Here is a 16,183-nt window from a genome sequence, read left to right as displayed (position 1 = left end):
AACTGCCAGCAGATAAGTTTCTGCTGGCAGGAAAAATTTATATTTTTTCAATTGTCTACTTGACGGGGAGCAGTTCAGGTGCGACAGCCCCTTTGTGTTGTAAATCTAAACCTTTAAAATTCTTCTAAAATTTAGATTCCGTCATCAACAAGATCTGTGGTGAGTTCATCATTTACATTATCTTCAGCAGTGATGAAGACTTTAGAGTTATCCCAATCTTCTTTCAGCTTGTTTCCTGCCGCATCGGTAAGTGCAGACTGATCAGAATCAACAGACAGAGTCTTGTTGTTGGTGTACATCTTGATGACTTTCTCATCTACATAGTAATACCAATCATTACCATCTTTAGCAGCAGTCTTATTCTTAACAATAGAACCACTGGTATTTAACAGATAGTAGTTGCTGGTAAGACCCTTAACGATCGGGTTGCCATCCTTATCAAGAACCCGATTACCATCAGTATCCTCTTTGTAATTCAGCTTACCAAGAGTACCAACGTAGGAAACAGTATCCTCATCCTTGTTCTGGTCAGATTCGCTGGAGTAGTTTGCTCTCAGAACAGCGCTGCTAACTTTGTGAACATTTACAGAAGCAGTAGAACCGGTATCGCCATCTGCATAAACAACAATGTACTTATCATCGCTGCTAGCTTTCAGCTTCATACCAAACTGGTAAATGTACTTACCGTCATCAATACCGTTCAGACCACGACCCTTGCCTTCAGCACCGCCGGTCTTGCTAAACTGGAAGGAATAGCTGTCGCCATCCAGAGAAACAGTGGTGTTGCCAGTCTTCATAGCACCGTCACTATCCTCATCGTTACCAAAATAGTACAGCGTATCAGTGGTCTCTTTACCGAAGTAATCATCACCGTCTTTGAAGTCTCCCTCATGTTTTAATGCATCATCGAGATCATCAGAATCCATATCTCTTGCCCACATCTTGATGATGTTGCCCTTATTGTCTACACGCAGAGCGCACAGACCGGTCATCATAGCACCAGCTTTGTTGCCAGTCGGAGCGAAGCCATAGTATTTACCTTTGATCTTTTTGATCTTACCAACATACAGTTCACCATCACCGTCTGCGTAATACCATCTTTCGTTCTCGTCCTCAGCATCACCCTTAGCGAAGGTTTCGTCTTTACCATACTCTTTGAAAGTATTGTCATCGCCATCTGCATCCGGAGCAACTACTTTGAACCAACCCTTAGTAGAACGAGCACCGTCCTCTGGGCTGTTGAAGTAACGCCAGTTAGATGCGGTAGAACCATCACCACTACCAGTAGCAACAGTCCACTCATAGGTCATAACACCACGGTTATCAAAACCATAGTACTTACCGTTAATCTTCTTCTCTAAGATATCGCCCTCAGCATCTTCGTTGTGTTTACGCTTCTCACCGTTGGATTTGAAGTTGAACCAATAATCGTAATCATCGTCCTTCTCCTCATCATAAACGGTAATTTTCTGCCAACCAGTTTTCAGAGCACCATCTTCCCAAGAACCCATGTAGTAAGTTGCAGTTTCCCAATCAGAGTCATCCATAGCCAGGGTAGCGTCATCTTTGTTTACCCAGCCATACAGCATCTTACCATCCTCATCGAAAGCATATTTTTTGCCATCGATAACTTTGAATTTGGTGCTTCCAGTGCTTTCGCTTGCCTTGTAAGCTTTACCACTGGACTGCATGTAGTAGTAACGATACTCAGCCGGATCATCATCATCCTGATCTTCGTTAACAACCTTAACCCAGGTATTGGTAACCATAACACCGTTGCCATCTACATAGTAGGTATTGGAATCATCCTCAATGAGTTTATCGGTAGCCATTGCGCCACCCTCTTCGGAATCCAGCCAGAACCAGTTGTCTCCAGATTTCTTCCACTCGTCCTCAACTTTGTTGCCATCTTTGTCGTAGTAGTACCAGGTACCATCTTCCTCAACCCAACCCTGAGCTGCGAAAGAAGTCATAGCACCACCGATAGCTAACAGAGCTGCTGCAGATGCAACTGCAACTACTTTAGTCTGCTTTCTCATAATGAATGCACTCTCCTTTTTACTTTTTTGAATTTGCTACGAAATTCCTAAATTGCATTACGAGACGATTATACTTCCTATAAGGCAAATTATTGACAGGAGCGGAGTCTGAAAGCAATGGAATGAAAGAAAAAAATTCCATTGTTTAAAAAGGGGAAAAACGTTATAATCGAAGCAGTATAAATGTATGAAGTTAAGTGGTTGGGAGAGACAAATGAAAGATAATCAGATCAGATTGCCTCAGTTTCTGAAATCTGTTGATATATTGATAAAGAAGATGACAAAGGAGGAACTGGAGGCCTTTGTACATGAAATGGCCCGAATCTTGCCGGAATCACAGCGAAGCCTGTTTGAAGCGAAATTAAAGGAAATTCAAAATAGCATGAGCGTAGGTAACGACAAGAGCGGATTGTCTGGGGATTCAGAAAATGAGAAAGAAATATGGAAGCGTGAGATTCAGGATATCTTGAAGAAACTTACAAAAATTCAGGATGGAGAAGACCGCCTTGACAGTGAGTATAACGAAGAATGGGATGATTGGTACAACAGTGAGGATGAGGAGTTTGTCTTTTCTGACCCAAATCAGATTCTGGAGGGGGTCCGCCAGGCTATTCAGATGGTTCATACCTGCATTGATCGGGAATTTATGGATTCGAGCGTGATGGAACTGATTGAGCAGCTGTCACTGCTCGAGATTTTTGTGGCCGGAGATTATCTGGAGTGTGATGGTTCGCCACTGTCACTCCAGGATCTTTATCTGTACGATTTACTGAAGGGTGATTATAACAGGCTGGTAATGGAATGCCTGTATCTGAATTATATAGGAAGTAAACCGACAGTCCGGGTGAAACAGCTGTATGCCATGATTGAAAATATGGAGGGCGGTCAGCCGGTTCGAATTGAATCACTGATGCAGATGGGAAACGGAGAATTGCCCGAGTTTGATATTTTTCTGAACAGCTGGATTTCATTTCTTGGAAAACAGACGGGACGGCGGGCAGAACGTCTTCTGAACGAAGCACAGTCGTTGCTGTCTGATGATACTGCAATGCTGGAAAATGCCAGAACATATGCAAGGGAACATCCGTCCCTTTTCCTTCAGTATCTGGAATGCAAGGGAAAGACTGGAAATAATGGGAAATCGGACAGGGCAGATAAAAATGGGCAGGAACAAGCCAGAACCATGATAACAATTGGCCTGGAGGCACTGAAGCAGATTCCATCTGACTATAAGATCAGGAGTCAAATTGCGCTTCGGACTGCAGATTATGCCAATCGCCTGCAAAATGTGGAAACAGCAGAACAGTGCTGGCTGGAGGCCTTTCAATCGGATTCTTCCATTGTTAATTATATGCGGCTTCGATTTGAAGTCCGGGATTGGAGGCGATATCAGAACAAGGTTCGAACAACCATCGAAGAGCAGTTTCAGAAATCAAAACAGAAAAGAACAGAATTTATCGCGGGGGAGTGTCAGCGCAACGCGCTTTCATGGTATGATTACTGCGTACTGATGTTCTTTGAGCAGGACTTTGAACAGATGAGAAAAAACGGAATGGCTACCAGTGCAGCGCTTGGCTGGTCAGCAACCTTTATGAAACAAGGCATTGCGCTGATGCTGCTTTTATTATATCGTGGAAATGCGCTTCCGGTGGGTCTGCAGGAGATGCAGGACAGGGTAATTGCGAACTGTCAGTTCCGGGCGGAGGAGTATGTGCAGGGACTTGAAATGACGGAAGGGGATAATCAGCAATTGTTTTTCCTGTTGTTTTCAGACTGGAAGCAGCAGGTGTCCCTGACAGAAACGCAACAAAAACAATGGCTGAAACGGATTGATGTCTGGCTGGCAAAACGTGTGGAAGGAATTATGCAGGCCAATCGCAGAAACTATTATGAGGAGTGTGCCGCATTTCTGGCCGCATTATGTGAAGTATTGCAATCCAATGGAGAACAGAGGGCAAAAGAAAAATATTACGAGAGATACAGAAAACTGTATCCGAGACGTCGCTCTTTCCTGGAGGCCATGCGCAGTTATGGGATGCAATAGTGGCGCTTAAAAAGCAAAAGACTAAATAGATGAGGAGAACTTATGGAGAAAAATACAGTTGCGAACAGAACCGACAGCTTTGCGGAAACCTGTTCTTCTATTATCAGTGGAGTGATCAGTGTGTTTCTGGTATTTGCCGTGATTGCGGTGCCGTTGATTTATGACAAGTCTTATTTCAATATACTGGAAACAAAATACAAATGTTTTTACATGAATGCGCTGGTGATGCTGACCGTGCTTTTGCTTCTGGGCATTGTGATGCTGGTGATTGATTGGAAGGAGTTTCAGGGAGAACACGTGAAAAAGCTTTTCGCATCATTGAAACCGGCGAACTGGAAGCAGACATTCCGGTTTGCGGATACGGCAGTATTGATCTTCTGGCTGGCGTCGGCTATATCTACATTGCAGTCCGAATATCTCTACGAGTCGTTCTGGGGGAATGAGGGACGCTACAGCGGTCTGTTCCTTATGACACTCTATGTTGTGATGTATTTTGTAGTAAGCAGGCTTTGGCGCGGCAATAAACTTGTAATGCAGGCATTTTTTGCTGCAGGACTTATTGTCTGCTATGTTGGTATTACAGATTACTTCCAGCTTGATATCCTGCATTTCCGAGGGAAGATAAAGCCAGAGCAATCTACAATCTTTACTTCCACGATTGGCAATATTAACACCTATACGGCATATGTAGCACTGGTCATGGGCGCGGCCGCAGCAATGTTTGCCACTGCAAAGGGCTGGTTGAAAACATGCTGGTATTATCTGTGCATGGTGGTTGCATTTTTTGCGATTATTATGGGCTGCAGTGACAATGCTTATCTGGCCCTGGGTGCCCTGTTTGCGCTGCTTCCGCTGTTGGTATTTCGCAGCAGAAAGGGCGTGGTCCGGTATCTGGTTATGGCAGCAACATTCGCAACCGTGATCCAGTGCATTGATTTTATCAATCAGGCCTATGCGGATATGGTGATCGGGTTGGACAGCTTATTCCAGATTCTGGTTAATCTTCCCGGACTTCTTGCCATTGTGGTGTTATTGTGGTGTCTGACAGCAGCGGTTGCGCTTTACTTCCGCAAGCAGGAAAAGGCAGATGTAGCAGCATTGCTTGCCGGAAAAACACAGGAACAGAAAGAAAAATCCAAAGTTACACTGATTCGGATCTGGCTTGGCCTGATCCTTCTGGGGACAATCGTGCTTGTTATCATGCTGCTGGATGCAAATGCGCTCGGTAATGGCTCACGCTATGGAAGTCTCGGCAATTATCTGGTGTTTAATGATAACTGGGGAACCATGCGCGGATATATCTGGCGCAAGTCACTGGAACTGTATGCAGCATTCCCGTTTATGCATAAGCTGTTTGGTTTTGGACCGGATACTTTTGGAATCATGACAACCCAGTCCTTTATGAAGGATATGGTCGGAACGACCGGGCAGGTGTTTGATACTGCACATAATGAGTATCTGCAGTTCCTTCTGACAATCGGCCCAATTGGGCTGGCTGCATATCTGTGCTTCCTGTTTGGAAATGGCTGGAAGATGGCAAAGTACTGGATTCATCAGAATGCACACGGTCCGAAAATGACCGGAGCGGCAGGCCTGGCTGCTGAGAAGAGTGCCTGCGTAATAGGCTGCCTGTTTGCGGTGATCTGCTACTGCGCCCAAGCTCTGGTTAATTTAAACCTTCCGATTGCAACGCCAGTGATGTGGGTGCTTATGAGTGTAGGTGTGGCAAGCAGCAGGGATAAATGAAAAGTCTAATCCCCCAGCTATGCTGGAGAGAATGGAATAAGTGGAAACGGTGAGGATAACAAAACAAAGCCTCCTGTGATATGATGAGAATGGTGTCGCAAGCCAAACTCAAAATCAAAGGAGGCAGTCTAAACGGACAATAGAAGTTTATCACATACTCGATGGAAATGCCAGTATCACATAGTATTTATACCAAAATACAGAAAAACGGTATTGTATGAAAACAGTTTCCTTACTTCCTCTTCAGAATAAAAGGAAAGTATCCGGTCGCGTTTGTTTGTTACGATAACAGAAAAAAGTTCCTTGCCAGAATAAAGGATTGCTTTTCTGGCAGCAGCTTTTTTGATTATAGCATTTCTGGTGGTTGCTGCGAATGTTCTGGGACATGGGGAGTGCAGCGGTACGATCCAGCAGTACAGAAAAATAAAATTTTTAGCAGTTGTAATGTAAATATATCATAAAAACGATAATTCTGGATAAAAACGCCGGAAATTATCGTTTTTTTCTTTGAAAAACAAAAATAAATAGTGAAATAAAGTGAACGATTAAAAAGATCTCTTGAATTCCAGAAACTGGTATGATATAGTAATGATAGTATTCGAAAGAGAACGGATGTGATCAGGTGGGAGAATATACCGTGTTTAATTTACTGGCAGATATTATTTCATTGCTGCTGGCGGCGCAGGAAGGAATGCCGGGGCAAAAACTGATGAGCCCTGGATCAGGGCAGCTTTCGGCAGATATGGAACGGTTTGGTGGATATTTGCGAAAACTGGCAGAAGCGCTGAGCAGAGGGATTCAGTTACCGCCTCAGTTATACTGCCGTATTTGTGCAGATGCAGAACAGTGCATTCATCAGGGGGATTATGAAGGCGCTCGGATACTGGTGAAAGTACTGGAAACCGAGATTGGAGATTTCCGAAATTACTATAACAGAATGAAGTACAGTGGAGGTGCCTGGAAGAGTGTTATACAGATTCCACCACTGAATACAAATTATGAAAAAGTCAACATAAAAATATATCCGGCAGCGGCGGTTGACTGGCTGAGATGTTCTGGGAGGGAAACACTGCTGGAACGGTATGTGGCAGTAACGCCGGATATGGAAACCATGGAAAGTATTCGCTGTATTTATGTGAGAAAAGGAAGCATTCAAAACGTGTTGGAAGAGAAAAATGGACTGGACATAGCAGTATCACCTGTTTGTTCTTCCAGCACGATCAATGTTGTGGCAGATGCAGCCACAGAGATGACCTGGGCAGCAGATGAACAGAATGTTATGGAAAAGCGGATTGTGCGGATTGCAGAAGCAGCGTTGAAGCATGGATGTGACATTATCGCGTTTCCTCTGGCAACTGTGGAACCGAGGACGGTTATACAGCTTCAAAATCTATTAGAATCCTATGCGGAGAAGGCTGTTCTGCTGCTTTCACCGATGTATTATGAAGACTGTAGAAAGAAGGTTAAGGTTTTGGGAAAAAGTGGCCGCGTTCTCTACGAATCCGGACAGTATGGAGATGCGGGTGAACAGGCATTGCTGCTGGTTGACCGGTTATGTGGCCTGTTGGTGCCTGTACAGACACAAAAGCGCCAGTGCATGTGTTTAAACACTGGCGCTGGTGAATTTCTGGCAGAACTGTTTTCCAGACCGGAGGAATGGAAAAACTGTCCACAGGAGGCAGCGTGCAGCGGCATTTGTGAAGCATGTACCAGAGATCTTTGCTATTATGAGATTTCTGTGTTAAAAACGGAGGACAGTTTTCGGTATGAGTGTAACTACAGAACTGCATAGACGAGGACAAATGAGATGAGAAAAGAATATGAAATTACAAGATCAGCGTATCTGAATATAGACTGGGTGGAAAATAAGCGGGAGGAGATAAGCCACATCCTTTTGGAACAGGTTGGAAAATCGGATCTTGCAAGTTTAAAAAAGAGCCTGGAACAGAAAGAACAGTTTGATCAGGTCCTCCAGGCTTTTATGGAAAGCCTGGAGCCAGCCATGGAAGAACTGGCAAATCAAATCTTTGAATTAGGAACACTTTTTGAAATCTGGGAACAGTGTGAAGCCGTTTATAATATGCTTTTAAAGCTTCAAAAACTGGAAGCAGAATCATATGAAAATCAAACTCAGTACAAAGACCGTATTTTAAAAATTCTATGGGAAAAAGAGCCGATTCTTCACAGAGATTTGGCGGCAGAACTGCAAATGTCAGTCAGTAACCTGAGCAATGTTATGAAGCGAATGAGGAATATGGCAACCCCGCTGGTGGAGGAAAATGTAGTCGGCAGGAACAAGTTTTACCAGCTTAATCGGGACGGAAGGCGTTATATATTGGAAAGCTTGGGCGCGGGAGATGAGGAAGAAACTCTGATATATACACCACCGAAGAATTATGAAAATCTGGAGAAGCTTTGTTACGAAATAAAAGGAGAATACATAAAATTCGCAGAGTTATTTTCAATGGCGGAACGCGAAAAACAGTCGGAAGAAATTTGTTTATCTTATCAAACTGGTGGCAGCCAGAAGAAAAATACTTATTTACATAGAAAACAGAAAAGTTTATCAAAACGACAAAAAAATGATACGTTATATAGACAGATGAATCAAATCAAAAGAAAGGAAAGCTTACAAAGCCTGGGTGATCAGAATGAAAAAAATATTGAACGAGATGGATTCTTTTATAAAGGCAGCGGGAAAGAACTGGAAGATTATCATGTTGAAATGTATTCAGGAAGATGCCGGAGAGGTGGATTATGATGGGAATCTGTCGGATGAGATTGCAGAGAATTTTCTTAACGTTTGTGACTTTTTAAGAGATGTTTTGCCACAGGAAAAATTCGATGAAGTAGAGAAAGTTCGTTCTTATTTTGGAAGAGACGATGCAGTTTTTGAGGAATTGCTTGGTTATGTAAAGGAAAAAATGACTGGATATTATCGCATGACAGCAATCCGAAAACTGGAGACAACATCACCTGATAAGGTATTGTTTGCATTGGAACAGATTCTGGAGAACTTTGTATTTCGTTATCACCCTGAGTTCTGTAGAAAAAAATATAAGGAATTGGGTTTTGCTGAATTGCAGGATTTATATGATGTGGCAATTACGCTGGACAGTCTGGTTACGTTTATGGTGAAATGCAATTATACAAAGGAAGCAATTAAGGATGCATTTGCAGCAATCACTTATCTAAGTGATACAACCTGCAAGTATCTGGCAGATGAAATAGATCAGAATTTTGAACAGCAAAGGATGGTAGTCATTCTTAACCAGCTGGAGAAGAAATAAGCCGGTTCTATTGGCAATACGGAAACCTGGGGCGGCGTAAAAAGGAAGTGCAGGAATGGGCAAGCAAAAAAATCAGGCCGCCCGGGGAAGAAGCGGGAAGACACAGAATAATTCACAGCCGCAGGGCTTTCTGGAAGTTTTATCTGGATTGGTTGCTATTGTTAAAAATCTGATTTTAGATATTAAGTTCATTATAGGAACATTTATGGGCGCAATAGCCTATTTTAGAAAATCTCCATCCGTGGTGATTTCTCTGTTTTTTACCCTGCTTGTGATAGTTTGCTGTATATTTGTCAAAAAACATAAGAAGAATGGGGTTGTTCGTTTGGCATTTGTGGCGTGTGGAGGAATCTGTTTTGCAGGGGCGGGAATCTCTGCATTTGCAGCTACAGGTCTAATAGAAATTCGTCCTACGTTCATCGAAAAAGATGCAAAGGAAGGAGCAGAAAACAACAGGGATCTATCTTCTGGTCAATCCCTGTACACCTCTGCAGAGGAACGCGCTCTTCGTTCTACGGAAGCTCCGGATGCTGCATATGAGCCCATGGGGAATGAGGTACAGCCGAATGTGATGTCCTGCCGGGAACAGCTTCTGGAAGCAGGAAAAACAGCCGGATTAACTGGAAGCAGAGAAAGCTTCGCAAGCTTTCAGGGCCAAATCCTGCGTATGGCAGATCTTTGCGGTCAGGAGTCGAATTATGCGGCAAAAAATTCGAAAGACAGTTCCAGGGCTGCAAAAAATGCAGATGAGGCAGACCGGCTGACAAACGAGTCCTATTATAATACTGAGGAAGGCTTTGCATATGCAGTCCAAATATGTGAGCTTCGCAGGAAAAATTATGAAATGGCGCCGGCACTCAATACGGCTGGCCTGATGGGACATGCAGCCCTGGATTGCCTGTATTTTATGGGAATGGTCCGAGAGGATAATAAGAATTCCCATATGATGGATACTTCCATTTTCAATAAAGAAAATGCGATTTTGTATGGGGACATTGCTGTGGAAGGCTTTTTACAGGCAAGATCAAAAGCAATCCGGGCGCAAAATTATAGAAGCATGGAAGATGCCAATTATGGCCTGGCACAGCTGTTTCATCGTCTGGGCGATGCCAGCGAATTTTTTTCAGTGGAGGAGACTGTTGTTTGCCTTGGTATTGCGGCAGTGTTTTATAGCGAATGTGCTGTGGATGATGAGGAAAGTTACGAAGATGGTTCTATTTCCAGCGAACAGTACAGTGCTGCAGAATACGCTGCAATTGTATTTGAAAAAATGGATGCAAAGTTGAAACCGCAGGATTGTTTCTTTTTGGAGGAGGCCGAAAAATATTATACTTACGCACTGCGTAATGAAAGCCTGGGCGAGGCTGGCCGAAAACGGCTTGAGGGTTATATCAGGACCGTACAGGAGAAAAAGAAACAGAAGGGCTTGTAAAGCATGGATCATTAAGCACTAATTAAGGTTTTATGCAGGAAATACAAGTTGAAACAAATACCCGTCTTTGACAGTGATATTTGGAAAAACACCGCAGAAAGGCTTGTTCTATATAGCTTTTCTGGCGGTGCTTTTTCGTTTTACAATATAGTCTTTTTTGATGTGAATTAAGAATTGTGTTTTTTTTATTATTTTTTAAAGATATTAAAAAGTTCTCAGGTAGAGAATATGCAGAATTGGTGGATTCTGTGTACTTTCAGAACAATCGTCATAAAATAAGCTAGTATCAGTTGGATTTTGTCGCATTTGTATTAATAATTGCATTTTTGGTTATAGCATAGGATTTCCAGCACTTCCAGCGCTTTTCTCACCGCAAAAGTTGCGAAAAAAGCCCATAGGTGTTATACTGTACAAAGGCTAATTCTGCGTAAGTGTGCGCCATAGACCGATCCGGAAAGGAGAACCCTACGATGGACAAACGTTATTCCGTGCTGATGTCTGTATACAAGAAGGAACGTCCGGAATATCTGCATGCGGCCCTCAAAAGCATGAAAGGGCAGTCGTGGAGGCCTTCGGAAATTGTTCTGGTCTGTGATGGTCCTTTGACAACAGAGTTGGAAGCAGTTTTGAAAGATACAGAATTCCGTTCTCTTTTAAAAACGGTAAGGCTGGAGCAAAATGCTGGTCTTGGAGCAGCATTGGCGAAGGGACTGCCGGAGTGTACCTGTGAATGGGTAGCCCGCATGGACAGCGATGACATAGCAGCATCGGACCGCTGTGAAAAGCAGCTATGCTATCTGGAGACATATCCGGAAACGGATGTCCTGAGCGGCACCATAGCCGAATTTCAGGGAGAGGCTCAGACAGAGCGGGAAGCGAAGCAAAGCATTGTCTCCAGAAAATGTGTGCCTCGGACCCAGACAGAGGTTGCATCCTATATAAAAATGCGCAATCCAGTCAACCATCCCTGCGTGATGTTTCGCAAGTCAAAAGTACTGGCTGCAGGTGGATATCAGCCGTGTCCATTGTTTGAGGATTATGACCTCTGGGTGCGGATGTACCAGAATGGATGCCGGTTCGCGAATCTTCCGGATACGCTTCTTTATATGCGTGTAAACGATATGCACCGGCGGCGCGGCGGGATATCCTATATAAAACCACTGATTTATTTTTGGACAGGCATGTACCGCAGGCAAATGCTCAGTTTTTCGCAGTATATATTTGTGCTGCTATCCAGAGTGTTAGTCAGCCTGTTGCCAAATGGTATACGGAAAATGATTTACGACAAGAAATTAAGGAATCACAATGGCAATGAAAGATAAAAAGACAAACAACAGTTTTGAGCAGTACAAGCGCATGGTGAAATTTACCGGATCAGCTGTCATCGTACTTTTGGAACTGGCCATCTACTATTATGTGTGGATGAATTATTACAACAAAAATATGACAGTAGCCTTCTGGAGACGCGGAAACTGGCTGATCGCGGGAGAATACCTGGCACTATCGCTGGTGCTGCACAGGCTGTATGGAGGTCTGAAAGTAGGTATCTATAAGTACTGGACACTGGTATATTCCCATATGATCTCCATTGTGGGAGTCAATGCCTTTTCTTATGTACAGGTTGTTTTGTTTGATAAAAAGATGCATAACCCGGCAGCATTGCTGGCTTTGACAGCAGCAGATTTTGTACTGGTTTTAATCTGGGCACTTGCTTTTAAAAAGCTGTATGCAGTGATGTTCCCAAAACGGAAGCTTCTTCTGGTCTATGGAAGAACGCCGATGTTCCATCTGGTGAACCGCATTGATACGCGTGATGACAAATACGAAATTGCGGAAAACGTGTCGATCGATATGGGACTGGAACGAATCATCAAACAGGCAGAAGATTATGATGGTGTCATCATCGGCGATATCCCGGCAAGAGCCAGAAACCAGCTGATGAAGCTCTGCTATGCGAAGAATATCCGGAGTTATACCGTGCCGAAGATCAGCGACATTCTTCTGCGTACATCGGTAGAACTGAATATCTTCGATTCTCCACTTTATCTGTCGCGAAACGATGGCGGTCTGGCATGGGATCAGGCTGTGGTGAAGCGAATTGAGGATTTGGTTGTTGCCGGTCTGATGCTGCTTGTTACCAGTCCGTTTTTCTTGATCATCGCATTTCTGATCTGGAATACTGATAAGGGACCGGTGTTCTACACACAGGAACGTCTGACCCTGGACGGAAAGGTGTTCCGCATTTATAAATTCCGGACCATGATTGTGGATGCGGAGAAGAAAAGCGGTCCGGTAAAAGCCGGAGAAAAAGATCCTCGTATTCTTCCGGTTGGACGTTTCCTGCGTGCAACCCGTATGGACGAGCTTCCACAGCTGCTGAACATTATCAAAGGTGACATGAGCCTGGTGGGACCAAGACCAGAACGCCCGGAGCTTGCACGCATCATCACAAAAAATATCCCGGAATTCGAGTATCGGCTGAAAGTGAAAGCAGGACTCACGGGATATGCGCAGGTGCACGGACGTTACTGCACAACCAGTTATGATAAATTAAAGCTTGATCTGACTTATATACGGAATTATTCCATCTGGATGGACTTAAAGCTGATCCTTATGACACCCAAGGTGCTGCTCATGAAGGAATCGACAGATGGTTTTGAGGAAGGACTGTGGGAAGACCCGGCTTTAAAGGAATAGAATGGATGAAGTTATGGGAAAAATATTAACGATAGTCGTACCGACATACAATGCGGAAAAATACCTGCGGGACAATCTGGAATCCTTTGATATTCCGGAACTGTTGCAGGATATCGAAGTCCTGATCATCAACGATGGCTCGACGGATCATTCGGTGGATATCGCCAGGGAATACGAGGCGCGTTACCCGGATACTTACCGGGTCATCACTAAGGGAAACGGCGGTCATGGATCCGGCATCAACTGCGGGATCGCCCATGCACGCGGAACTTATTTTAAGGTGGTCGATGCCGATGACTGGGTAGGCAAAGATGCTTTTGTCAGTCTGGTTAAGACATTAAAGGCAACGGATGCAGATGTTGTATATTCCGGTTTCCTGTGGACTTACGACCATGGGGAAGCCGATAAAGCTGCATTTCAGACAAAAGCAGAGATTGCAATTCCGTTTGAGGGGGTAGCGTATCAGAAAATCTATCCGTTTGATGAGATTGCAGACAAGCTGTATATGAAGATGCACAACATGACCATCAAAACCGAGATTCTCCGCGGTCACCAGATCCAGATCGACGAGCATTGCTATTATGTAGATACGGAATACATTACCTATCCGATCCCCTATGTCAATACCATTTGTTTTGTAGACGCGTTTGTTTATTATTACCGTCTCGGGCGGGAAGGACAGAGCGTAGGAATGGATAAGATGCAGAAGAATGAGCAGAACTACGATAAAGTCCTGGCATCGCTTCTGCACTTCTATCAGCAGCTTGGACAGGAAATACCTTGCACACAGGCCAGAAAGCAGTATATTGCAAGAATAATCGCGCGTGTGATTGCCGGAAAATTCAAGATCATGTTGAGTTTTCCGCCGTCTGCAGAGAAAAAACAGCAGATGAAGCAATATGACAAACACTTAAAAGAGCAATACCGCGATATTTATGACAGCAATATCAACAAGGCGGTATTGCTTCTCAGAAAGACGCAATACCATACATATTATCTGGCAAACATGCTGGTCAGAAGAACGTATTGGTAGAGAAAAGAACAGAGAGGTTTTTATGGACAAGATCGTATCGTTTATCATCCCGTCCTACAATGTAGAAAAATATCTGAATAAGTGTCTTACCTCTTTCCTGAATCTGGAGGTACTGGATTTGATCGAGGTGATCGTTGTGGATGATGGATCAAAAGACCAGACGGCGCAGATTGCCCGAAACTATATAGAACAGTATCCGAATGTGTTCCGCCTGATTTCAAAAGAAAACGGCGGACACGGCTCGACCATCAATGTGGGAACAGCAGCGGCAGCAGGACGTTATCTGAAGGTGATTGATGCGGATGACTGGGTAATTACTGAGAATCTGAAAGAATTTGTGGACAAGCTGGCAGTATGCACGGCAGATGTTGTTTTAAATCCATATCACCAGGTAGATATGATGACCGGTGAAAAGACTGTCTGGAAGATGTTTCTGGATCAATATGAAACCATCTATACCCTGGAAGATGTCGTGCGAAACTGGAAGAATTTTGACCGCTGTTTTGCCTTTCACGGAATCTGTTACAACCGGGAATTCTACCAGAAACACCGCTATGAACTTCCGGAAAAGATCTTTTACGAAGACCACGAATACACCACAATTCCGTGCTCCTATGCAGCAAGTATTTATCCGATGGATTTATACTTGTATCAATATCTGGTTGGAAATGCAGAACAGAGCGTATCGGTGACAAACCGGCTGAAACGCATGAGTCATGTAGAAAAGGTGACCGAAGATCTGATTCGGCATTACAACGCACATCCAGAGTTTTCGGGCGCAGCCAAAGAATATATTTACAAAAAAACAGAGGGAGTCATCCTGAGCTATTATGTAGCAGGCTGTATTATGAATCCAGATAAAAAGGCGGGTCGTAGAGACTGCGTGCGCTACAATGAGATGATCCGTAGCCTGAATCCGGAAATTTTCTCCAGAGTCAGAAAAAAATATCAGATTTACGAATGGATGAACCGATTCCATGTTTCACTACACTTATATGAGCAGCTTCTGCATTCTGGATTATACAATAAAATAAGAAATAATCAAAAGATTGAAACAGATAGTTAAGAAAAACGAATAGCTCGAGAGGAGTAAAAACAGAGCAATGACAAAAATGAAGGAGCGTCTGGAAGTGTTTCAGCACTACCGGCCATTATTAGAGCAGCTGGTTGTAAAAGATATTAAATTAAAGTACCGGAGAAGTTTTCTTGGATATTTGTGGAGCATCCTTAATCCGCTGATGATCATGGGAATTATGGTATTGGTATTTTCGAATATGTTCCGGTTTGATATAGAAAATTATCCGGTATACTTGATCATTGGACAGACAATTTTCAACTTTGTTTCAGATGCAACCAATCAGGCTATGTGGTCAATTACAGGAAATGCAGCCTTGATGAAAAAGACGTATGTTCCCAAATATATTTTCACATTATCCAGAGTAACCAGTTCTTTTGTAAATATGGTTTTTGCCCTTGGAGCGATGCTTCTGGTTTTTGTTATATGCAGAATCCGGTTTAACTGGAATATGTTGTTTATACCGGTGATTCTTGTGCAGGTATACGTATTTGCGTTAGGACTTGGACTTTTCCTGGCTTCCGGCACTGTGTTTTTTCGTGATATTCAATATATCTACGGAGCTTTCCTGACAGCATGGACTTATGCAACACCGTTATTTTATCCGATCGGTCAGCTGCCGCTGAAACTGCAGTGGCTCATCAAACATTTCAACCCGCTGTATTCCTTTATTGCGCAGTTTAGAACCATTGTGCTGAATGGGATGCTTCCAGATGTACGCCTGATCATTTACGGCTTTTTTGTGTCCTTGCTGATGATGGGAATCGGTACTCTGGTCTTCTTAAAGAGCCAGGACAAGTTTATTTTGTATATTTAATGCGATGAAA

General features: G+C 43.5%; 12 protein-coding genes and 1 pseudogene. 12 read left to right on the top strand and 1 reads right to left on the bottom strand.

Annotated elements, in window-relative coordinates; all coding sequences use genetic code 11:
• Positions 1-131: 131 nt before the first annotated feature.
• A complete protein-coding gene (locus WMO41_RS12055) occupies positions 132-2,039 on the bottom strand; it encodes a PspC-like choline-binding domain-containing protein (protein ID WP_349229960.1) in 1,908 nt (635 codons plus the stop codon).
• Positions 2,040-2,253: 214 nt separating this feature from the next.
• Here WMO41_RS12055 and WMO41_RS12050 point away from each other — a divergent pair, with 214 nt between their 5' ends.
• The 12 genes and pseudogenes from WMO41_RS12050 to WMO41_RS11995 all read left to right on the top strand — a co-directional run bounded on the left by WMO41_RS12050 (position 2,254) and on the right by WMO41_RS11995 (position 16,173).
• Positions 2,254-4,083, top strand: a complete 1,830-nt coding sequence (locus tag WMO41_RS12050) for a hypothetical protein (RefSeq protein WP_349229959.1) — start codon at positions 2,254-2,256, stop codon at positions 4,081-4,083.
• Positions 4,084-4,125: 42 nt separating this feature from the next.
• Positions 4,126-5,829, top strand: coding sequence for an O-antigen ligase family protein (locus WMO41_RS12045; protein WP_349229958.1), 1,704 nt, complete (start codon positions 4,126-4,128; stop codon positions 5,827-5,829).
• 135 nt (positions 5,830-5,964) lie between these two features.
• Positions 5,965-6,048 (top strand): annotated as a pseudogene (locus WMO41_RS12040) (IS200/IS605 family transposase); the annotation flags it as partial.
• A 418-nt stretch (positions 6,049-6,466) separates the two neighbouring features.
• On the top strand, positions 6,467-7,621 hold the full coding sequence (locus WMO41_RS12035) for a hypothetical protein (protein WP_349229957.1): 1,155 nt from the start codon (positions 6,467-6,469) through the stop codon (positions 7,619-7,621).
• A gap of 15 nt (positions 7,622-7,636) precedes the next feature.
• Entirely contained in the window at positions 7,637-8,590 is a 954-nt protein-coding gene (locus tag WMO41_RS12030) for a helix-turn-helix domain-containing protein (RefSeq protein WP_349229956.1), read from the top strand.
• The gene (locus tag WMO41_RS12025; RefSeq protein WP_349229955.1) at positions 8,580-9,119 is read left to right on the top strand and encodes a hypothetical protein; all 540 of its coding nucleotides are present in this window, start codon (positions 8,580-8,582) and stop codon (positions 9,117-9,119) included. Before WMO41_RS12030 ends, WMO41_RS12025 begins: the two co-directional genes overlap by 11 nt.
• Positions 9,120-9,663: 544 nt before the next feature.
• On the top strand, positions 9,664-10,551 hold the full coding sequence (locus tag WMO41_RS12020; protein WP_349229954.1) for a hypothetical protein: 888 nt from the start codon (positions 9,664-9,666) through the stop codon (positions 10,549-10,551).
• A gap of 470 nt (positions 10,552-11,021) precedes the next feature.
• Entirely contained in the window at positions 11,022-11,873 is an 852-nt protein-coding gene (locus tag WMO41_RS12015) for a glycosyltransferase (protein WP_349229953.1), read from the top strand.
• Positions 11,863-13,248: a sugar transferase gene (locus WMO41_RS12010; protein ID WP_494338460.1), complete on the top strand. Its 1,386-nt coding sequence runs from the start codon at positions 11,863-11,865 to the stop codon at positions 13,246-13,248. The genes WMO41_RS12015 and WMO41_RS12010 overlap by 11 nt, the downstream gene beginning before the upstream one ends.
• A gap of 13 nt (positions 13,249-13,261) precedes the next feature.
• Positions 13,262-14,281 carry a glycosyltransferase family 2 protein gene (locus WMO41_RS12005; RefSeq protein ID WP_349229951.1) on the top strand — a complete coding sequence of 340 codons (1,020 nt, stop codon included), beginning with the start codon at positions 13,262-13,264 and terminating at the stop codon, positions 14,279-14,281.
• Positions 14,282-14,303: 22 nt separating this feature from the next.
• Complete coding sequence (locus WMO41_RS12000) at positions 14,304-15,347, top strand: glycosyltransferase family 2 protein (RefSeq protein WP_349229950.1); 1,044 nt, start codon at positions 14,304-14,306, stop codon at positions 15,345-15,347.
• A gap of 37 nt (positions 15,348-15,384) precedes the next feature.
• The gene (locus WMO41_RS11995) at positions 15,385-16,173 is read left to right on the top strand and encodes an ABC transporter permease (RefSeq protein WP_349229949.1); all 789 of its coding nucleotides are present in this window, start codon (positions 15,385-15,387) and stop codon (positions 16,171-16,173) included.
• Positions 16,174-16,183 lie beyond the last annotated feature (10 nt).

It is taken from the genome of Ventrimonas faecis, from assembly GCF_040096075.1.
Classification (GTDB): Bacteria; Bacillota; Clostridia; order Lachnospirales; family Lachnospiraceae; genus Brotaphodocola; species Brotaphodocola faecis.
Note: the sequence above shows the minus strand (reverse complement) of the source record. Positions and strands in the feature narration are given on the sequence as shown.